Source organism: Candidatus Pelagadaptatus aseana (genome assembly GCF_040362265.1).
In the GTDB taxonomy this organism is placed as follows: domain Bacteria; phylum Pseudomonadota; class Gammaproteobacteria; order Pseudomonadales; family Cellvibrionaceae; genus Pelagadaptatus; species Pelagadaptatus aseana.
Genome location: NZ_BAABNJ010000003.1, coordinates 165,504 through 186,882 on the forward strand (window position 1 = coordinate 165,504; position 21,379 = coordinate 186,882).

The window sequence follows — 21,379 nt, forward strand, 5'->3', positions numbered from 1 at the left end:
GAATTTACATTAAGAGTTGGCCATAACTGTGTCTAAGCATAGACCATGAAATCATCATCAAAGGGAACCTGAATCAAAAAAATCGGCCTACCAAACCAGCGTGACACCGGGTAAATCGCTGGAGACAATGCACTTCGCCCTGTAGAATCCTTCGCTGCCTAATAAAACAAAATAATTTCCGGAAAAGGACAACTGAACGACATGACCCAACAAGCGGCTCTCGACTCTCTGAAACAATGGCTGGAAGCTCAAATTATTGGCCAGGAGCACTTGATAAACCGCCTGCTGATTGCCCTGCTGGCCGATGGCCATCTACTGGTGGAAGGCGCCCCCGGGCTGGCCAAAACCAAGGCCATTAAAGATTTGTCCAAGGGTATTGATGGTGAATTCCACCGCATCCAGTTCACCCCCGATTTGCTGCCGTCAGACGTCACCGGTACAGATATCTACCGCCCGGAAACCGCCACCTTCGAATTCCAGAGCGGCCCGATCTTCCACAATCTGGTGCTGGCCGATGAAATCAACCGGGCGCCTGCCAAGGTGCAATCAGCATTATTGGAAGCCATGGCCGAGCGCCAGATCAGTGTGGGACGTCACACCTATCCCCTGCCCGAGCTGTTTCTGGTGATGGCGACCCAAAACCCCATTGAGCAGGAAGGCACCTACCCTCTGCCAGAGGCACAGCTGGATCGCTTTCTGATGCATGTCCCGGTCTACTATCCCGGTGCAAGTGCCGAAAAAAATATTTTGCGACTGGCTCGCAATGAAGCCGCTCATGTCGAAGCCGCTGCGCCACCCAAGTTGAGCCAGCAAGACCTGTTTGCCATGCGCGAGCAGGTTTTAAATATCCACATGGCTGAGGCGGTCGAAGACTATATCGTGCAACTGACCATCGCCACCCGGGAGCCCGCGCAATACGGTGAGCAGCTGGCACAGTGGATCGAGTTTGGCGTCAGCCCCCGAGGCACCATTGCCTTGGATCGCTGTGCCCGTGCCCACGCCTGGTTGCAGGGCAAGGATTTTGTCAGCCCCGACGACGTACAGGCCATCTTGCCCGACGTATTCCGCCACCGTCTGTTATTGAGTTTTGAGGCCGAAGCCAGTGGCATCAATGCCGACCAGGTGATTCAGGCACTGCTGCAAGCGGTTCCCGTTGTCTGATTCGTACCCAAGTATGAACACCAAGCTGGACTTTCAAAAACCCGCCGAAGGGGCCTATACCCGCCTCGAGGATTTGCTCAACCTCCGATTTGTCGCCGGTGATCTGCGTTTATCGCCTCTCCAGCTGAGTCGCTCACAACTGGCCGGCGGCTTTCGCACCCGCTTTCGCGGTCGCGGCATGGAGTTTGAAGAGGTTCGCCACTATCAGGCCGGTGACGATATTCGCAGCATTGACTGGCGGGTAACCGCCCGCACTCAGGTGACCCACACCAAGCTGTTTCGCGAAGAGCGTGAGCGTCCGGTAATCCTGATGGTCGACCAACGCCCGGGCATGTTCTTTGGCAGCCGTACCTGCTTCAAGTCGGTACTGGCGGCCCATTGCGCCGCCATTCTGGGCTGGGTCGCTCTGGGCAACAACGATCGTATCGGCGGACTGATCTTTAACGATACCGAAGAGCGTGATTTGCGCCCTCAGCGTAACCGTCATGCCCAGCTCAGCCTGCTGCAGGAAATTGATCGATTCAATCACTCGCTTACAAGCCCTGTTGACGATGATCAGGCAATACCACTGGCCATTCGGCTTAACGATCTGCGCCGCATCGCCAAACCCGGCAGTGCCGTGGTGATCATCAGTGACTTCTCAGGCTTTGACAGCGAATGCGAAGAACGACTCTACCAACTGAGTCGCCACTGCGATGTGACCCTGTTGCACATTGTCGACCCACTGGAACAAAACCTGCCCGCCAGCAACCTGCTGACCATCAGCAACGGCCGCCAGAGGAGACGACTCAATAGCCATAACCGGCAATTGCGCGACCAGTACCAGCAAGCCTTTGAACAAGAACGGGGAAAATTGCAGCAAAGCGCCAGAAGACTGGGTTTGCCTCAACTGTCATTGACCACCGAGCTGTCGGCTTACAGCCAACTGCAATCAATGTTCGGGAAAAAGCCATGCCGACGTTAACACCCGCAATGACACAGCAAGCATTAACGCCGGGCATGCCACAAGCGCCTCAAGCGGCTGATCCTCTGGCGCAACTGCGGGACATTCATCTGCCTCAGGAAGCCATCAGCAATCTGCCTCTGGCACCGGGCTGGTGGCTGCTCGCCCTGTTATTGATTACGGCCATCAGCACCGCCATTGTACTTTGGCGCCGCCAGCGCCAACGCAACCGCTATCGGCAAGAGGCACTGACGCATTTGGGCCGGATTGAAACCCAGCAAAACAGCGATCAGTCTCTGCTACAAGCGATTAACACTCTGCTCAAACGAACCGCAATCGCCGCTTACCCCTGCCACTTCAGTGGCAATCTGCACGGTGAATCGTGGCTGGATTTTTTGCAGCACAGCAGTGGTATCAGCATCCCCGAAGATCTCAGACAATTTTGGATTGATAGCAGTTACGCCCGGCCCAAGGCAGACAATCATCAGGCCTTGCAACAGCAGATCTGCCAGTTTGCCCGAAGCTGGATTAGGCAACACAGGCACAAACTGGATGACTCGGTCAGCAACGGAGGGCAAACGACATGCTGACTCTGGAATGGCCGCAATTACTCTGGCTGTTACCCCTGCCCCTGCTGGTTTACTGGTTGGTGCCGGCAGCGAAAAAGGACTCCGCCGCCCTGCTGGTACCTTTTTATGATCGTCTGCAACCCGACAGTGGTCACAGCCTAAAAGCCGGTAACAGTTCCAAGCTAAAGTTATTCGCTCTATCGCTCATCTGGACAGCAACCCTGCTGGCTTGCGCTCGCCCCATGTGGATCGGTGAGCCCATCAACCTGCCCGCCAGCGGCCGGGATCTGTTACTGGCCGTGGATATTTCCGGCAGTATGGAAACCCCGGATATGGAGTGGCAAGGTGAAACCATCAATCGCCTGATGACGGTGAAAAAAGTCGTGGGGGATTTTGTCCAGCGCCGTGAAGCCGATCGCCTGGGCTTGATCCTGTTCGGCACCCGCGCCTACCTGCAGGCGCCACTGACCTTTGATCGCAATACCGTCGACCGCCTGCTTCAGGAAGCCCAGCTGGGTTTTGCCGGAGAGAAAACCGCCATCGGCGATGCCATCGCCCTGAGCGTTAAACGCCTCAGGGAACGGCCACAGGAAAGTCGGGTATTGATTCTTCTGACTGATGGCGCCAACACCGCCGGCGAAATCCAACCGCTGAAAGCGGCGGATCTGGCCACTCAGGCTCAGGTAAAAATCTACACCATCGGCATTGGTGCCGATGAGATGATCAAGCCGGGGCTGTTCGGCACCGGCTTTGGTGCCCGCCGGATCAATCCTTCGGTGGATCTCGACGAAGATACGCTGCGCACCATTGCCGATAGCACCGGGGGCCAGTATTTTCGGGCACGCTCACTGCAGGACCTGCAACAGATTTACGCTGTGATGGATACTCTGGAACCATCCGAGCAGGACAGTGAGGTATTCCGCCCCACCAAATCCCTGTTCCACTGGCCACTGGGGTTGGCTTTTGCTCTGAGCCTGATATGGCTGTTGGTGCACGTTGCCAGCTTCGCCCGGCCGCGGCTATCAGGATCATCGGAGGCCGCCCATGACTGAAGGCTTATCCGCCGCCATGGATATTTTTATTGAACACTTTCACTGGCAAAGACCGCTCTGGTTGCTGGCATTGCCCCTGTGTCTGATAGCTGTCACCCTGCTGTGGCGCCAGCAAAGTCGCCACAGTGGCTGGCAGCAATTAATTCCCGAAGCACTGCTGCAACATCTGCTGCAAGGCCAGCGGCAAGCCATCAGCCGCCTGCCACTGCTGGGACTGGCACTGATCTGGACCATCGGATCAGTGGCCATGGCGGGCCCCAGCTGGGAAAAAATCCCGCAACCCATTCACAAATCCGAGCGCGCCATGGTGGTCCTGTTGGATCTGTCGCCCTCGATGCTGGCACAGGATGTCAAACCCTCACGGCTGGTTCGGGCCCGACTGAAATTGATTGATTTCCTCAAAGCCCGTGAGGAGGGCCTCACGGCTCTGGTGGCATTCGCCGGTGAGGCCCATGTCATCACCCCGCTCACCGATGACACCCGCACCATAACCAGTCTGGTGCCATCCCTGTCACCCAATGTTATGCCTCTGGCTGGCAGCAACCCCGAAATGGCGGTTGAGCTGGCACTGCAATTATTTTCCGACAGTGGCATCAGTCAGGGTGAATTGCTCATGATTACCGATGGCATTGATCCTGCTGGCATCAGCACCATTAATGACCAAATCGGCAACCAGATTACGCTGTCGATTCTGGGCGTAGGCAGTGACGCCGGCGCCCCCATTCCGATCAGCAGTGGTGGCTTTGCCAAAGATCGCAATGGCGGCATCGTACTGGCGAAACTCAACAGCGGTGAACTGCAGCAGTTAAGTCGCGCCCACGGTGGCATCTACCGCACGCTGGCAGCCACCGATGCCGACATCAAAGCACTGGCGCAGCCGCCGAAGTTGCTGGATCAAAATACCCGGGAAGTGGAACGTGAATTTGACCTCTGGCAGGACCGCGGTCCCTGGCTGGCCCTGCTGTTGTTGCCGCTACTGCTGCTGGGATTTCGTCGCGGCTGGCTTTTGTCTGTGGGTTTGCCGCTGGTCCTGATTACCCTGCCCAACCCGCAACCAGTCTACGCATTCGACTGGCAAGACCTGTGGCAAACCGCCGATCAACAGGGACAGGCGCTGCTTGAACAGGGGCAACCCAGCGAAGCGGCCAAAACCTTTAAAAACAACGACTGGGCCGCCGCATCTCATTATCAGGCGGAAGAATTCGAGGCCGCCGCCGACTCTTACGCCCGTCAGGACACCGCCAGTGGCCACTACAACCGGGGTAATGCTCTGGCCAGAGCGGGCAAACTGGAGGACGCGGTTGAGGCCTATGAACAGGCTCTGGAGAAAAATCCGGAGCTGGAAGACGCCCGGTTTAATCAGAAACTGATTGAAGACCTGTTACAGCAACAGCAAAACCAGCAGCAAAACCAACAAGGCGACTCGCAGGAAAATTCTGACCAGCAGAATCAGGATCAACAAAACCAGCAGGGCCAACAACAAAACCAACAACAAGGCGAACAACAGCAGAATCAGGGCCAGCAGTCACAATCCGATCAGCAGTCGGGCAATCAGAGCGATTCTGAATCACAAAATCAGCAATCGGAAAATTCCCAGCAACAAAATCAACCGCAACAGCAAGCCAAACCAGACCAAGCTGAGCCACAAGATTCAGAGCAATCGCCCGAACAGCAATCCCCTGAACAACAGTCACAGCAACAAGCCGACCAGCAAAATCCTGCTCAAATGCAAGCCAGTGAAGAGCTGACACCGGAGCAGAAAGAACAACAACAGGCTCTGGAGCAATATCTGCGCAAGGTGCCGGACGATCCTTCCGGGCTGATGCGCAAAAAATTCGAATACCAATACCACCAGCGTCGCAAACAGTACCAACAGGGCACCTGGCAACCCCCAGAAAACAATGCCACCGAGCGCTGGTAATACCATGATGAAAGATTATATGAACAAAAAACGCCCGCTTATTGTGTCACTGGCATTACTGCTTGCCATATCGATGGTCAATGTCGCCAATGCGACAACCCAATTTACAGCGCAAGTGGATCGCAACACCCTGTCAGTGGAAGAGACTTTGACCTTACAACTGCGCTATTACGAGCAGGTGCTGTTTGGTGAACCGGACCTGAGCCAACTGGAAAACAATTTCGATATCCTCAGCCAACGCCGCAACCAGCAATACCACAGCGTCAACGGCAAAGCGGAATCCTGGACCCAGTGGAAAATAACCTTGGCACCCAAGCGTGAAGGCAAGTTACTAATCCCCTCTTTCGAGTTCAAAGGTGCCTTTACCGATGCCATTGAGGTGCAGGTGAAAAAATCCCCGGTTTACAGTGGGCAGGTCGCCAATCAACCGGTGTTTATGGAAGTCGCCCTCGATAAAACATCGGCCTTTGTGCAAGAGCAAATCATCTACACGGTGCGGCTGTTCACCTCGGTCAACCTGCACAGTCTGGATCGAACCGATTTCGATGTTCAGGGCGCTGAAGTTAAAAAGATCAGTGAGAACCAGTATCAGAAAACCATCAACGGCAAAGCCTACGGCGTTGTCGAAATCAAGTACGCTTTATTTCCGCAGCAAAGTGGCAGCTTAACCGTACCTTCAGGTCTGTGGAGTGTGGTGATCAATCAACAGAACTATCGACGCGACCCGTTTTACTCCGATCCCTTTGCCCGCAATGGTAAAAAAATCAATCTGCGCACCCCGGAGAAGACCGTCAATATCCTTGCCCAACCCGGCACCTATGATGCTGACGTCTGGCTGCCTGCGCGTCAGATTGAGCTGCAGCAAAGTTGGAGTCAGGCGCCAGACACCTTTAAAGTGGGTGAGCCCATCACCCGCAATATCACCATCAAAGCCGAGGGCGTGACCGCCGCCCAATTACCGCCTCTGACCATTGAGCCCATGACCGGATTGAGCTACTACCCGGATCAACCGCAGAGCGACGAACAATTGTCTGCACAAGGCGTCACCACCATAAAGCAGGAAAGCTACGCCATCGTCGCCAACAAACCCGGCACCATTACCCTACCCGCCGTTACCTTGAAGTGGTGGGACACCGAAGCCAAACGCATGCGAGAAAGCCGACTGCCAATACAAACCATTCAGGTCGAAGGTACTGCGGCACCCGTCGCAATTCTGGAACCAGAGCCAACTGCAATCTCCGCCGATGAAGCAAATCCGACACAAACGACCAACAGCAACCCTGTCTGGTTTTACACTACGCTTCTCACCACCCTGAGTACCCTGCTTTTTGCGGGCTTGTGGCTCAGCGCACGCAGATCCGGCCACCCCATGCCAACCCCTGACAAAAAACCAGTCAAACCCGCCATAGACCCAAAAGCCTTACACCAAGCTCTGGAATCCGGTGATCCTACTCAGGCACGCCAAGCGTTAATTCAGTGGGGGCAGACACACTTTGACGATTCAGGATTGACCGGCCTGCAACAACTGGCCCGGTATTGTGACGACACAGATTTTTCTGAAAGCCTCACAGCACTGGATCACCAACTTTATGGCAGCGAAGAACAGCGCCTGCCTCCGGCGTTGATTGATGCTTTAAAGCAAGGCATCGGCAGAGTAAAAATCAACACCGCAGAGCAACCGGAAAAGAGCTCATTACCACCACTGTACAAGTCAGCCTAGCTAGACAATACAACTAACATATTGGTTACTCGCAGCAGCAAGTCTTGAGCAAACCTCATATAACATTGACGGCAAAACCCCATGATCCGCTATTCCATTCTCGACCTCTGCCCTGTAGCCGACAACCAAACCCCTCGAGAGGCGCTGGCCAACGCCTTGTCTCTGGCCCAGTTTGCCGAAAACCGGGGTTTCAACCGCTATTGGCTGGCCGAACATCACAATATGGAAGGCATTGCCAGCGCAGCCACATCGGTGGTGATCGGGCACATTGCAGCCGGCACTGAACGGATCCGGGTTGGCGCTGGTGGCATTATGCTGCCCAACCACGCCCCGTTACAGATCGCCGAACAGTTCGGCACCCTCGAAACCCTGTACCCCGGCAGGATAGATCTGGGGTTAGGCAGAGCCCCCGGTACCGATGGCGCCACCGCCTATGCCCTGCGCCGAAATCTGCACGGCGATGACAACCGATTCCCGCGTGATGTACAGGAACTGATGCATTACTTCGATCCCCTAGAACCGGGCCAGAAGGTTATCGCCGTTCCCGGAGCGGGCTTGGACATTCCCGTCTGGATCCTCGGCTCCAGCCTGTTTGGGGCCCAACTGGCCGCCGCCCTCGGCCTGCCTTACGCCTTCGCATCCCATTTTGCTCCGGCACAACTGCACGAGGCCATCGAACTGTACCGACGCCAGTTCCAACCCTCAGATAAGCTCCGCGAACCCTATGTTATGGCCGGTTTCAATGTAATCGCGGCGGATACCGACGATGAAGCCACTTACCTTGCCACATCATTACAACAGAGCTTTTTGAAATTACGTCAGGGCAATCCGGGTAAATTGCCCGCTCCCAGAGAAGGATTTATGGGAACCTTGGCGCCGCAGGAAAGAGCACTACTGAACCAGGTACTGGCCTGCTCGGCAATAGGCTCAAAAACCACTGTGGAGAATAAAATCTGGGATTTTATCGATCACACGGGTGTCGATGAACTGATGGTCACCGGCAGCATCCACGACCATCAGGCACGATTGAAGTCATTTGACATATTGTCTCAAGTCATGGGCAACCCCTGAGCCCTGTGATTGAATAGGGCCATAAGCACATCAAAAAAACAAACGCGGTTATACTGAAACTCTATCGCCAAGATGGGGTAGCGGACCATAAATGATTAATTTGATCGCACAATACGAGCAGCGGGATCATATGGAACTGAGTAGATCAAACAGGACGTCTGCAACGCTGAGAGCTGGCTTGCTGATTGTTTTTCTGGGGTTGGCCATAATCGCCAATAGGATTAATGCGGACACAACCGTTAATGACACTTCCTCTGACTTGCTCCGCTCTACCCTCACTGACGCAGAACAGCAATACATTGCCTCCCTGCCAACGTTAACCATCCCTCTGACTGACGATCAGCCGCCGTACACTTACGCCATCAATGGCAGACCGACCGGTTATTTGAATGAGTTACTCGACTTAATCTTGGACCAACTTGGAGTCAAATATGAACGAGTACCCAACCTAACCTATAACCAAACCATCCAGGGCATGAAAGGTGGGGAGTATGATCTACTCAATGATTATTCGGCTTATGGTTCTGAGCGAGACTACATAATCGATACATCGCCGGTTCTGACCGTACCCTTTGTTGCGGTGGGGCGAACCAACGAATCCCTGATTAAAAGCATCGATGACCTAACAGGCAAAAGAATCGCACTTGTTAAAGGTTATCAGCAGACGTTAGCCATCGAAAACAAGTACCCGGCAATTGACATTGTGTATGTGGATAATATCGATGCCGGCTATCGTTCCTTGAGAACAAAAGAAGCCGATTACTACATTGATAATGCAACTCATGCTGGCTATAAACTGATCGATGGTCTGTATCACGACCTGCAAATTGCCGGTCAATTACCGCAACAAGAGCTGGGCGTTCTCGAATTCAAGTTTGCGATCCATAAAGACCACCCGCTGCTGCATTCGGCCATTCAAAAAATTCTGCAGCAACTGTCTAATACGGACATTATCGAGCTCAAAAAGCGTTGGAGTTATTTTGATTTTGACTCTGACAGTAACCTGCAAAAACTGGAAAAAAAACAACTAGATCTGACAGATAAAGAACAAGCATGGCTTGAACAGCACCATCAGGTGCGGGTGCATATTCTCGATTACACGCCGTTCAGTTTTATATCCGATGGCGAACCCAAGGGGCTCGCATTTGAGTACACCCAGAAAATTCTTTCCGATTTGGGGTTAGAACTGATTCCTGTTCCTATGACCTGGGTCGAAGCAAGGGAGCGCATCAAAAGTGCCGATGGCATTGATCTGGTTCCCATGTTGTACCACACCAAGGATCGGGAATCGTTTGTTAATTTCTCATCGGATTATCTGACATTCCCCATTGTCATTTTCAATAGAAAAAACACCCCGGCATTAACCAGCCTGAAAGATCTTAATGGCAAGACGGTAGCCTTGGAGAAGAGTTTTATTGCCGAAGAGCGTCTGCGTAAGGAATACCCGGAGATTATTCTGGATACTCGTGTGTCTACAGCCTCAGCCATGGAAGCTGTTGCTCTGGGCAAAGCGGATGCCTACGTGGGTAATCTGGTATCGGGTGTCTATTACATTGAACAAGAAGGCTGGACCAACCTGCAAATTGCGGCCCCCACGGGGTTTAAAGATGCGTCATGGGCTTTTGCCACCAGAAAAGATTGGCCCGAATTGGCCTCTATTCTGTCAAAATCTCTGGAGCAGCTTAGCCATCAGGATCATGCCTACCTGAGAAGTAAAGTGTTAAGTGGTGACTACCAACTGGGGGTTCAATGGTCAGCCATTTTCAAACTCGGCGGCCTGTTCATTTTGCTCGTCTGTATTGCGTTTTACTTTATTGTTTCCTGGAACCGTAAGCTCAGTCGCGAAGTTCAGGCGAGAATCGAAATTGAGACCGATCTGAGGAAGGCCAATGACACCATCGAATCCAGTGCCAAACGCTTTCAGACTCTGTTTGAAGGGTCTGAGACAGGTTTTTTGATTGCCGATGACGACAGCTTTCTGGACTGCAACAGAAAAGCCGTTGAAATGCTCGGGTATTCATCCAAACAAGAATTATTATCCAAGTCACCGGCAGAGTTATCCCCTGAATTTCAACCCGATGGTCAAACCTCTGTCGAGCATAAACGCCAAGCTCTGCAAGCGCTTCAGGCTGCAAATGGCAAGCAGGGCATTTCATTTGAAAAGCATTATCAGAAGAAAGACGGCACAACCATACCATTCAATGTAACGGCATCGACCATTGAACTCGATGGCAACAATTACGTCCTTTTAAATTGGCATGATCTGTCTGACCGTTACGAAACGGAAAGAAAACTGCTTGAGAGTGAGCAACAATTTCGAACTCTGGTTGCCAATATTCCCGGGGTTACCTATCGCTGTCTGGGGTATGCCCCTTGGACCATGTTGTTTATCAGTGATGGCATTGAAGAATTTGCCGGCCATCCTGCCACTGATTTCCTTGGTGACAACCCTAAAATCAACTTTGGTGATTTGATTCATCCCGATGATGAAGAGCAAATCGAGGAGGCCATGGAACGAGCCATTTCCAGCCGTTCAACCATCAGTAACGAATTCCGGTTTTACCATGCAAACGGCGAGATTCGTTATGCCATCGATAAACTGCAAATCATCTATGACGATGATGGCAGCATCCTCTATATGGATGGTGCCATGTTTGACATTACTGACAGAAAGCGCGCCGAACAAAATGCAGAATCGACATCCCGGAGACTGTCAACGCTGGTGGATGCCATACCGTCTATTATCTTTATGAAGGATCTGGATGGCCGTATGACATTGGCCAACAGCTATCATGAGCAGGCTATTGGCATCAAACCTGAGGACGTAACCGGAAAAACCTGCCACGAATTCCTGCCCGAAGCAGCCGCAAAGCTTATTGAACAACAGGATAATCGGGTATTACTGGACGGCGAAACGCTCAGTTATGAAGAAATATTACCAAGACCGGATGGCACACCACGGGATTATTTGACCTACAAAGCCCCACTGAAAGACAGTGATGATACCATTATTGGTCTGGTTGGCATTGCCACCGACATCACCGAAAGGAAAACCGCAGAAACTGAACTGCAAGTTGCAAAAGGCAATGCCGAGTCCAAAAGTATTGAGCTCGAAAAACTCAATAGAGATTTCATTGCCATACTTCAACACTCGACAGATTTTCTTTACATAAAAGACATTGAACATCGCTTCACCGCGGCAAGTCTGAATCTGGCCAAACTGACAGGCCATCAAAGTTGGCAAGATTTGAAAGGTAAAACCGATTTTGATCTTTACGATAGGGAAATTGCCGCAACCTATTATCAATCTGAAAGGCCGGTGATAGAGCAAGGCAAACCGCTTCTGGATCATCTGGAGCCCTACACTCGTCCTGATGGCTCGCAGGGCTGGTTGAAAACCAACCGCCATCCCTTGTTTGACGAACACGACAAGGTGATTGGCCTGTTCGGTTTTTCCTCAGATGTCACTGAATTGATCAATGCAAGAAAGATGGCGGATGAGGCCAGTCAGGCAAAATCCGATTTCCTTGCCAATATGTCCCATGAGATACGCACTCCAATGAATGCCATCATTGGTATGTCTTATCTGGCACTGCAATCGGGTCTGAACGCCAAGCAGCATAATTATGTCATTAAAGTAAATAATTCCGCACGCGCCCTATTGGGAATCATCAATGACATTCTGGATTTTTCAAAAATAGAAGCCGGCAAACTGGCAATCGAGAAAATACCCTTCCAGCTCGATGATCTACTGGAAAACCTCGCCACAGTCATTGGCTTGAAGGCAGACGAAAAAGGTCTTGAATTGCTATTTGACATAGAGCCGAATCTGCCACTGGCTTTGGTTGGTGATCCCATGAGGCTCAATCAGATATTGATCAACCTTTCCAATAATGCCGTCAAATTTACCGACCAGGGTGAGATCATTATCCGGGTTCGGCTAATTGCCTCGAGCACACAACACGCAGAACTTGAGTTCCAGGTTCAAGATACCGGCATTGGTCTGAGTGATACTGAGAAATCCAAATTATTCCAATCTTTCTCTCAAGCAGACACCTCTACCTCACGGAAATATGGTGGCACCGGGCTTGGATTAGCGATTTCCAAAAGTATTACCCATATGATGCAGGGCAAAATAGGCGTAGACAGTAAACTCGGAGAAGGCAGCACATTCTACTTTACTGCCAAATTAGGGTTACAGGAAAATCCTGCCCAGCTATCTACCAGCCAACAAGCGTCTCTCGAAAATCTGCGCGTTCTGATCGTCGAAGATAACGTCTCTGCCCGAACCATTTTATCGAGCATGACATCGAGTTTTGGCATGATTGTAAACGCGGTCAATGATTCCGAAAACGCCATGGTTGCCATTCAGAAAGCCATTGCCGATAACAATCCCTATGATGTATTGATCATCGATTGGAATCTGCCCAACACCGATGGCATAGACTGCATCAAGCAAATACAGCAGGAACAGCATCAGCAGGCTCCGGCAATACTGATGGTCACCGCATACGGTAAAGACAACGTGTTGCAGGCCGCTCTGGAGAAAGGCGTCACCCCACCGTTAACCCTGACCAAACCCGTAACCCCTTCTCACCTGATGGATGCCATTTCACAAGCGTTAGGGCGCGGCATCACAAGGACAACCGATTTACCGCATCACTCAAAGACCGATGCTGCGAGCGCAAGTCTGAAAGGCGCCAAAGTATTACTGGTTGAAGACAATGAAATTAATCGTGAACTCGCCATGGAGTTATTACTATCGAAAGAGTTATTGGTCGAGTGCGCAGAAAATGGGCAAATAGCGTTAGACAAGTTGAACGCCGGTCAAACATTTGACGGCGTCTTGATGGATGTCCAAATGCCGGTTCTGGATGGCTATGAAGCGACACGTCAAATACGGCAGAACCCCGAGTTTGACTCATTACCCATTATCGCGATGACTGCAAATGTGATGGCCGGTGACCGTGAGAAGGCAATTACTGCAGGCATGGATGATCACATAGGCAAACCGATTAACATTCATGAAATGTTCAGCACCATGGCCAAGTGGATCACACCATCGCGACCTCGCCACACAGAAAAAAATGAGAGCAACAGAGAAGGCGCTCATCAGCAAACGCTGCCATTACTTCGCACCATTGATACAGATTTTGGATTAGAAATAACCCAACATAATGTCGCCTTATACAGAAAATTTCTGGTGAAATTCAGAGAAGCCCAGCGAGATTTTGAGTCGCGTTTCAACGTCGCAATCAACAGCGACCATCTCGAAGACGCTCGACTGATATCCCACTCCCTGAAAGGTGTCGCAGGTAATATTGGTGCCAAAAGTATTCACGCATTAGCCAGTGAGCTTGAAGCGGCATGCCAACAGAGCGTTGTCGCAACCAAAGCGCCACTGGAGAAACTTGTGACCGCGCTTAATAACGTTATCGATGAACTGGAGATCATTACCGAAGAAGAACCGCGTGTTGATAGCCACAAACCTGAAACATCTCGGGAAGAATTGCAGCCATTATTAGCACAGCTTTCCAAGTCATTGAGTCAGTGCGATGCGGATGCCATCGATATCATTGAACAGATCATCAACCAAACGAACAACCAGCAACTGCTCACAGGGCTTTTGAAAATCAAAACCCTGATTGATCGCTTTGATTTTGAAGAAGCCGAACAAGAGCTCAATAAAATATAGAAGTCTGGCCCATGCAGGGTATGCCTACCCTGCTTTTCCATGACTGATAGCGACTCTAAGTGATGCATCACACCTTAGGCGTAGCCCGTTCAATGATGGCCTGACAATCCACCGCAGCCGGCAGCGTGCCATAGACCCAACCACTGTTGTCGGGGCTCAAGCGTCCAGCGCAAAAGGCTTCCGCTATCTCGGTATTACCATACTGAAACAGGGTCGACGCCTGTACAGCAAGCGCCATCTGCTCCACAATGCCACGGGCCCGATACTCCATATTATCCTTTTGGGTAAACTCTTTACCGATCTTGGCAATCGCCCGATCCAGAAAATCATGGGCCCCCTTGGCGCGGTTCAATTCGGCCATAAAGGCCTCGAATGAAGCCGGTGTTTTCGCCAGCGCACGCAGCATATCCAGACATTGAACATTGCCACTGCCCTCCCAAATGGCGTTCACCGGGGACTCACGAAACAGCCTGGGAAAGATACTGTCTTCCATCACCGCGCTGCCACCAATGCACTCCATAGCCTCATAGGCATGACCCGGGGCACGCTTGCAGATCCAGTACTTACCCACAGCCGTGCCCATGCGCATCAGCATTTTTTCATGCTCATCATCGAGCGAGTCCAACGACCGGGCTATGCGCATGGTGAAAGCCAGAGCGCCTTCATTTTCCAAAATCAGGTCTGCGAGTACATTTTGCATTAATGGCTGGTCGCTCAGCTTGGCACCGAAGGCCTCACGCTGCTGGCAGTGATGGGTCACATGGGCAATGGCCTGACGCATGCCGGCACTGGAGCCTACCATGCAATCAAAACGCGTCATGGCCACCATCTCCAGAATCACAGCCACACCACGTCCCTCTTCTCCAACCAGGCGGCCCTGGGCGCCTCGCAGTTCGGTTTCGCTGGAGGCGTTGGAGACATTGCCCATCTTGTTTTTCAGGCGCAGTACCTGCAGCGGATTTTTGCTGTCATCGTCACGCCAACGCGGCACCAGAAAACAGGAGATACCGCCGGCTGCCTGCGCCAGCACCAGAAAGGCATCGCACATGGGCGCCGACACAAAATACTTGTGGCCCACCAGCTCATACAGCTGCCCCGGCCCCGGCTGAGCAACCGGATAGGCCCGGGTGGAATTACGGCGCACATCGGAACCACCTTGCTTTTCCGTCATGGCCATACCAATGGTCACACCCGACTTGTGGCGATGATGGATATTGCGAGGATCGTACTCACCGGAAAGGATTTTAGGGGCCCACTCCTGAAACAATTCCGGCTGATTTTTTAATGCCGGAATAGCCGCAGACGTCATGGTAATGGGGCAGCAGTGTCCCGCCTCAACCTGATTAATCAGGTAATATTTGGCCGCCCGAGCGACATGGGCACCAGCTTTTGGCTCACGCCAGTGGGCAGCGTGTGCCCCTTCGCGAATCGAGAGATCCATCAGGTTGTGGTAAGCGGGGTGAAAACGCACTTCGTCCACCCGCCGACCGTAGCGATCCTGAGGGTGAAACACTGGTTTATTGTCATTGGCCTCAAAACCCCAATTGGCTACTTCGGCACTGCCGGTAACCTCACCCAATCGCTGCAGATCCGCCTCAGCCCACTCGGCTCCATGGGCTTTGGTTGCCTCCTGAAGAGCCTTATCCTCTTGATACAGATTGTAATTCTCCAGTGGCCACGACTGGTTTTCTACTTCATGGGTTTCCGCCCAATAGGGAGTGGAAGGTTGAAAATCACAACCTGGGGTTTGCGGTTGATTCTCTTGCAAAATAGTATTGCCGGTCATAGCTCAGTCCTCTGGAATGCGATCAGCCTGAAGAAGTGAATTTAAATTCACACCTTCAATAAAGTGAATCATTATTCACACCTTTGAGTCAATCGACATTTCCTGACAGAATGGCCATTGTTATCGCTCATGCAATTACTCAGGCCAACAAGCCAGAACCAGTGAACCAGCCCCAAGCAACCGGAAAAGTATCGACCCCATGCCCTACCGCCCCACGGAAAAAACCCGAGCCCACAGAGAAGCTCAACAGAAAAATTTGCTGAAAAGTGCCGTCAAGTTGGTTGCAGAAGAGGGATTTAAAGGACTGAAAGTAAGTAAAGTGGCCAAACGGGCCGACATCGCCACTGGTTCTGTCTACAAGTACTTTGAATCCAAACAGGCACTGTGTGCCGAGGTGTTCAAAGTCGCCACGATTAAAGAAGTGGAGAAAGTCAGACAGCAGGCCCTGGAAGATAAAACCCTCAGCTGCACCCAAAGATTGCTCAACACCATCGAGATCTTTGCCCAAAGGGCCATTCAGGGACGCCGATTATCCTATGCCCTGATCGCCGAACCGGTTGACCCGGCTGTCGAAACCGAGCGCCTGATTTACCGCAAGGCCTATGCCGATATCTTTACCCAATTGATTGAGGAAGGTATGGCACGGGAAGAATTCCGGCCACAACCGGCCAGTATCAGCGCTGCAGCCATTGTCGGGACCCTGTCTGAATCACTGGTCGGCCCGCTGACAACCGCCGTTGAAAGCAACCGGGATATTGAAACCGGGGATTTGATTGCCGCCATTCAGAACTTTTGCCTTGGTGCTGTCACCTAGCAACCGTTATCCAGGATAATGCGACCTAGGATCCATCACCCTATGGACTTGCAGACCAGCCTGTTGCAAGCCCGCGTTGTTGTAATAGACGACTCAATTCACTGGCGAGCTGTTGTTCAAACCGGGGATCACTGCCGCACATAATGGGTGAGAAGCCAATATTCTGATTCGCCGGCACCACAGTAAACTCACCCTCACCGGTCAACTGGGGGTCGACTTGAGTCATAAGATCGTACTTCGCCGCCAGAACCAGCACCACATCAAGACGCCCTGCGCGAAGCATCTTAAGTCCCTGCTCCAATCCCTTGGTTTCAATCACCTGCTTCTCTGCCATCAGGCCATCCACCGTTTCCAAAATCCAGTTAGCACTGGACTCAACACCAACGGAACCCTGGGATGACAAATTAGAGAAACTCACCGGTACGGGGCCGCCATCAAGAGAGATAGCATAGATATCACTGCGTGCCAGTTCGACCGGCAGCGCATTTAAATCATTGTTAATCGCAAAACTGAGATGTCGGGCACAGTCACCATCTACCTGACGATTATCCAGCATATAGTGGGCCCGCATGGGTGGTGCGTGGATCATCTCAAAAGACTTACCCAGATTGGCAAACGCCTCTTCATAAATACTCCAGAGAAACTGGCCAACAGCAGAATCTTTTGGTGCGGTGCAAACAAAGCGGTATTGATGCTCTGCAAAACTGTGAGATGGCAGCAACATAAGCAAGGCCACACAGATTCGGCAGCAGCCGGCCAGCCTTAACCGCCCCGGGTTAAGGCTCTGAATCATAAATCTGCAAACAACATCTGCGACATGGCTAAATTGCATAGATGCTCACTATCAAAAAGGCGAACTCATAATGGCATGCCCATCTTAAAAAGCAACCAATGACGCCTGCATGCGCTATCAGACAGAGTTATAATCTCTTGATTAATGTCCGTTTATCGGCCAAAACATCCAAAAAGTGCTGAACAACAAACAGAGCAAAAGCCCTTATGCGATGCCCTCCTCTTGCAACACCTGTCATTCGTTTTTTGCTGGCTACGCTTTATGGCCTGTTGCTGCTCCCCTTATCCGCTTCGGCAATGGTGACTGTCGGTGACGGTGAAAACGGCACACAGAAAACCGGGCTCCAACAGGTGTTGCATGATCCCCAAGCCAACCTGTCCGTTGCCGCTGCGGATCGGGAGCGTAAAGCCGGCCGCTTTTTCACCCTGCAGTCGGCCGGCTCTACCCGTTTACAACCCGGTGCCTACTGGTCCTTCTTTCAGCTTCACAATGCCCAGAGCCATGCCATCACCATTCATCTGGAATACGTTGATCATCAATTGATCCATCTGGATGCCTACGCCCGGGAACACCCAACGCGACCGGAGGGTGGCAGTGATCCTGCGTTTGAGCCGCTGGTGCAACTGTCCATGGAGCGCCCTTTTTCCCACAGACCGGTAGAACACCACCGGTTTGTTGTGCCCGTAGAGCTGCAGCCAGCTCAGACGCTGGACCTCATGATTCGCTTCGGCTCCAATGAAACCGGCTACACCTATCCCAGCATGAGGATCTGGTCCCCGGAGCAACTGCAGTTGAGCTACCTGCGGGAAACCATGCTGATGAGCTTTCTGTTTGGCAGCTTTTTTCTGATCTCGGTTTTTGCCTTGATCGCAGGCTTGGTAACAGGACAGAAAATTGCCTTCCTCTATTCCGCCTATGCCCTATCGAAAATTTTTTGCTGGGCCACCATTCTTGGCTACACCCATCAATTTATTCTGCGTGATAATTTTCACTGGAGCCTGATGTCCACCGGTGGCGCCATCACCATTCTGCTGGGACTGATTTTCGCGCGAAGTTTCCTGCAAACAGGCCGCCATACCCCGCATCTGGACCGGGTTATCCAACTGATGATTATCAATGCCGCTCTGCTGTTGCTGGCGGCGATCTTCCAAATCAAACCACTGGCACTGATTACCATCACCCTGGCACTGTTGCTCTATCCCGTGGTGGTGGTTGCCGCACTCAGGCGCTGGCAGCAGGGAGTACCGGAGGCCGGGGTATTTTCCCTCGCCTGGGGGATTCTGGTGATGGGCCTGATTTTTCAGGCGCTGCGGGATCTCGGCGTGGTGGAACACACACTGACCAATTATTACTGGCCACCGGTAGGCTCGTTTATAGAAATGCTGACCATCATGTTTGCCATGGGGCTGCAGATTCGCCGCCTGCGCCAACGCAAAGAAGCGGCCGAGCACCGCTACCTGCAACACCTTGAAAACTCGCGCGACCTGCTCGAACAAGAAGTCAAAGCCCGGACCAGAGAACTGGAACAGGCCAAATTCAAGGCCGAACAGGAAGCCCGTACCGATCCCCTGACGGGCATTCTCAATCGGCGCAGTTTTGTCCACGATGCCACGCTACGGCTTAAGCTGGCCGATCGTAAACAGCAAACCAGCTCTCTGCTGTTGTTCGATCTGGATTATTTTAAAAGCATCAACGACCGTTTCGGCCACAGTGTCGGGGACGAAGTTCTGTGCCGCTTTGCCGAGACGGTATCCCTGGTTGTGCGTGAAACCGATGTGTTTGGGCGACTCGGTGGCGAAGAGTTTGTGCTGCTCGTCAGTGAAACCGCAGAATCGGCCAAAGCGCTGGCCAAGAGGCTACAAGAGGACATCAGTACCATACACCTGAGCAGTCTTGATCAACCACTGGAGCTGACCGCCAGTATCGGTCTGGTGAGATGTGATGGCAGTACCGACATCAACGACTTGATGCATCGAGCCGACCAAGCCATGTACGAAGCGAAAGCACAGGGTCGCAATCTGGTTGTCGAGGTCAATTGATCAACCTGTAAGCCTCATCTTAAACAACCACTGCTATACTTTTTCCAGCTTCAGAATCACACGGCATCAGTCTCTTGATGCCTTTAACAGGATAGTTTTCCATGACGCCATCCACTAAATACCTTATGCGCTCAGTCACCCCGCTGTTTATGGCTCTCACGACAGGGCTTGCCTGCAACGCCCTTGCCGACACGCCCCCAAAGCTGGTGCTGCAGATTACCGTTGATCAGCTCCGGGCCGACCTGCCGATGCGCTACCTTGAGCGGATGCCCAAAGGCGGGCTGCGCTACCTTTATGATAAAGGCACGGTATTCACCGATGCTCATCACAATCACGCCAACACCGAAACCGTAGTGGGCCATGCGACCCTGGCAACAGGGGCAACGCCGGCAGTTCACGGCATGATTGGCAATGTCTGGTTTGATCGGGATGAAGGTCGGCTGATTTACAATGTGGAGGATGCCGAATTTCCGCTACTGGATAAGAACGCCGATGTGAACCGTAAGACGGAGATCGATCCCACCCAGAAGAAAGCCAAATCCTCGGGTCGCTCACCCAATAAAATTGCGGTTTCAACTTTCAGCGACGAACTGGTTTTACACACCAATCAGCAGGCCAAGGTGTTTGCTGTATCCGTTAAGGACCGTGGCGCCATCACCATGGCCGGACAATCCGGTAAAGCCTTCTGGTTCTCTAAAAAGACCGGCGACTTCGTTACCAGCCGTTACTACTACGACCGCTACCCTCGCTGGGTCAGTCAGTGGAACGATGAAAACCTCAACCTGAAATACGCCAACCAGAACTGGCAACTGCTGCACCCGGTGCAAGACTATCAATTCAAAGATCAGGATAACCAGCCCTGGGAGATCAATATGCCGGGCTTCGGGCGCACCTTTCCCCACGCCTACGGCAAGGCCAATCATCCCTATTTCAATACTTTTCTGACTCTGTCCCCGGCCGGAGACGAGCTCACCACCAGTTTTGCCGAACGCCTGATTTTGGAAGAGCAACTGGGGCAAGATAACATCACCGATTACCTCTCGGTGAGCTATTCATCAACCGACTACGTCGGGCACATGTTTGGCAGCGCCAGTCTGGAAATGGAAGACAACCTGTTGCGTCTGGATCGAACCCTTGCCCGTCTGCTGAAAACCGTGGACAAACAGGTCGGGCTCAAGAACACCGTGATTGTGCTGTCGGCAGACCACGGTGGTGCAGACTCGGTCCCCTACTCTCAAAAGCTGGGCATGAATGCTCATTATATTGCTCCCGATGCCTGGGATACCCAACCGGCATTTAATCGCCTGAAGAAGACTTTTGCGGTCGGTAAAAACATCATCAGTGCCTATTTTCATCCCTACGTGTATCTCGATCGACCGGCACTGGAGAAAAAAGGGCTGGATGTGAACACCGTGGCCGATGCCGTCGCCAAAGAAGTGTCGAAGATGCCGGGTGTTGAAGTCGCTATTGCCAGTCATCAGATCGCCAGCGGCAACCTGCCCGACACACAGCTGTACCGGTCCATTATCAACAACCACAACCCACAGCGCAGTGGCGATGTGTTTGTGGTGTTTGAAGCCCACAGCTTTATCAACGACATGGACGGTTTAAAAGTCTCCGCCCATCATGGTTCCCCCTGGCGCTATGACACCCATGTCCCCATTGTGTTTGCCGGCTATGGCATTCGCTCACAACAGGTCAATCGTCGAGTCGAAACCGTGGATATTGCAACCACATTGTCTATCTTGATGGGCACCAAGCTGCCCTCCGGGGCAGACGGAAATGCCCTCAGTGAAGTGCTGCCAGACTGAGGCG

At 52.3% G+C, this 21,379-nt stretch carries 13 protein-coding genes; 11 read left to right on the forward strand and 2 right to left on the reverse strand.

Annotated features, from left to right (window positions below; translation table 11 throughout):
* Window positions 1–201 precede the first annotated feature (201 nt).
* The 8 genes from ACPXV9_RS05495 (at window position 202) to ACPXV9_RS05530 (ending at window position 14,132) form a co-directional block, all read left to right on the forward strand.
* Window positions 202–1,161 (forward strand): AAA family ATPase, encoded by a 960-nt coding sequence (locus tag ACPXV9_RS05495; protein WP_423895305.1) that lies wholly within the window; start codon window positions 202–204, stop codon window positions 1,159–1,161.
* Window positions 1,154–2,125: a DUF58 domain-containing protein gene (locus ACPXV9_RS05500; RefSeq protein ID WP_423895307.1), complete on the forward strand. Its 972-nt coding sequence runs from the start codon at window positions 1,154–1,156 to the stop codon at window positions 2,123–2,125. Before ACPXV9_RS05495 ends, ACPXV9_RS05500 begins: the two co-directional genes overlap by 8 nt.
* The gene (locus ACPXV9_RS05505) at window positions 2,113–2,694 is read left to right on the forward strand and encodes a DUF4381 domain-containing protein (RefSeq protein WP_423895308.1); all 582 of its coding nucleotides are present in this window, start codon (window positions 2,113–2,115) and stop codon (window positions 2,692–2,694) included. The genes ACPXV9_RS05500 and ACPXV9_RS05505 overlap by 13 nt, the downstream gene beginning before the upstream one ends.
* A complete protein-coding gene (locus ACPXV9_RS05510; protein ID WP_423895310.1) occupies window positions 2,688–3,725 on the forward strand; it encodes a VWA domain-containing protein in 1,038 nt (345 codons plus the stop codon). Before ACPXV9_RS05505 ends, ACPXV9_RS05510 begins: the two co-directional genes overlap by 7 nt.
* Window positions 3,718–5,646 carry a VWA domain-containing protein gene (locus ACPXV9_RS05515; protein ID WP_423895312.1) on the forward strand — a complete coding sequence of 643 codons (1,929 nt, stop codon included), beginning with the start codon at window positions 3,718–3,720 and terminating at the stop codon, window positions 5,644–5,646. The genes ACPXV9_RS05510 and ACPXV9_RS05515 overlap by 8 nt, the downstream gene beginning before the upstream one ends.
* 19 nt (window positions 5,647–5,665) lie before the next feature.
* Complete coding sequence (locus tag ACPXV9_RS05520; RefSeq protein ID WP_423895314.1) at window positions 5,666–7,366, forward strand: BatD family protein; 1,701 nt, start codon at window positions 5,666–5,668, stop codon at window positions 7,364–7,366.
* A gap of 81 nt (window positions 7,367–7,447) precedes the next feature.
* On the forward strand, window positions 7,448–8,437 hold the full coding sequence (locus ACPXV9_RS05525; protein WP_423895316.1) for an LLM class flavin-dependent oxidoreductase: 990 nt from the start codon (window positions 7,448–7,450) through the stop codon (window positions 8,435–8,437).
* A gap of 91 nt (window positions 8,438–8,528) precedes the next feature.
* Entirely contained in the window at window positions 8,529–14,132 is a 5,604-nt protein-coding gene (locus ACPXV9_RS05530; protein WP_423895318.1) for a PAS domain S-box protein, read from the forward strand.
* Window positions 14,133–14,199: 67 nt separating this feature from the next.
* Here the strand turns inward: ACPXV9_RS05530 and ACPXV9_RS05535 are convergent, their stop codons facing one another.
* Window positions 14,200–15,918, reverse strand: coding sequence for an acyl-CoA dehydrogenase family protein (locus ACPXV9_RS05535; RefSeq protein WP_423895320.1), 1,719 nt, complete (start codon window positions 15,916–15,918; stop codon window positions 14,200–14,202).
* Window positions 15,919–16,117: 199 nt separating this feature from the next.
* Here ACPXV9_RS05535 and ACPXV9_RS05540 point away from each other — a divergent pair, with 199 nt between their 5' ends.
* On the forward strand, window positions 16,118–16,732 hold the full coding sequence (locus ACPXV9_RS05540; RefSeq protein WP_423895322.1) for a TetR/AcrR family transcriptional regulator: 615 nt from the start codon (window positions 16,118–16,120) through the stop codon (window positions 16,730–16,732).
* Window positions 16,733–16,772: 40 nt separating this feature from the next.
* On the opposite strand, the gene ACPXV9_RS05545 is transcribed toward ACPXV9_RS05540, so the two are convergent.
* Window positions 16,773–17,456 (reverse strand): hypothetical protein, encoded by a 684-nt coding sequence (locus ACPXV9_RS05545; RefSeq protein ID WP_423895324.1) that lies wholly within the window; start codon window positions 17,454–17,456, stop codon window positions 16,773–16,775.
* 275 nt (window positions 17,457–17,731) lie between these two features.
* Here ACPXV9_RS05545 and ACPXV9_RS05550 point away from each other — a divergent pair, with 275 nt between their 5' ends.
* Window positions 17,732–19,564 carry a sensor domain-containing diguanylate cyclase gene (locus tag ACPXV9_RS05550; RefSeq protein WP_423895326.1) on the forward strand — a complete coding sequence of 611 codons (1,833 nt, stop codon included), beginning with the start codon at window positions 17,732–17,734 and terminating at the stop codon, window positions 19,562–19,564.
* A gap of 101 nt (window positions 19,565–19,665) precedes the next feature.
* On the forward strand, window positions 19,666–21,375 hold the full coding sequence (locus tag ACPXV9_RS05555; RefSeq protein ID WP_423895328.1) for an alkaline phosphatase family protein: 1,710 nt from the start codon (window positions 19,666–19,668) through the stop codon (window positions 21,373–21,375).
* Window positions 21,376–21,379: the final 4 nt, after the last annotated feature.

Coding starts and splice junctions, on each gene's coding strand:
- ACPXV9_RS05510 (WP_423895310.1), top strand. CDS start 2,688: ATGCTGACTCTGGAATGGCCGCAATTACTCTGGCTGTTACCCCTGCCC.
- ACPXV9_RS05505 (WP_423895308.1), top strand. CDS start 2,113: ATGCCGACGTTAACACCCGCAATGACACAGCAAGCATTAACGCCGGGC.
- ACPXV9_RS05495 (WP_423895305.1), top strand. CDS start 202: ATGACCCAACAAGCGGCTCTCGACTCTCTGAAACAATGGCTGGAAGCT.
- ACPXV9_RS05555 (WP_423895328.1), top strand. CDS start 19,666: ATGACGCCATCCACTAAATACCTTATGCGCTCAGTCACCCCGCTGTTT.
- ACPXV9_RS05530 (WP_423895318.1), top strand. CDS start 8,529: ATGATTAATTTGATCGCACAATACGAGCAGCGGGATCATATGGAACTG.
- ACPXV9_RS05535 (WP_423895320.1), bottom strand. CDS start 15,918: ATGACCGGCAATACTATTTTGCAAGAGAATCAACCGCAAACCCCAGGT.
- ACPXV9_RS05550 (WP_423895326.1), top strand. CDS start 17,732: ATGCGATGCCCTCCTCTTGCAACACCTGTCATTCGTTTTTTGCTGGCT.
- ACPXV9_RS05520 (WP_423895314.1), top strand. CDS start 5,666: ATGAACAAAAAACGCCCGCTTATTGTGTCACTGGCATTACTGCTTGCC.
- ACPXV9_RS05515 (WP_423895312.1), top strand. CDS start 3,718: ATGACTGAAGGCTTATCCGCCGCCATGGATATTTTTATTGAACACTTT.
- ACPXV9_RS05525 (WP_423895316.1), top strand. CDS start 7,448: ATGATCCGCTATTCCATTCTCGACCTCTGCCCTGTAGCCGACAACCAA.
- ACPXV9_RS05540 (WP_423895322.1), top strand. CDS start 16,118: ATGCCCTACCGCCCCACGGAAAAAACCCGAGCCCACAGAGAAGCTCAA.
- ACPXV9_RS05545 (WP_423895324.1), bottom strand. CDS start 17,456: ATGTTGCTGCCATCTCACAGTTTTGCAGAGCATCAATACCGCTTTGTT.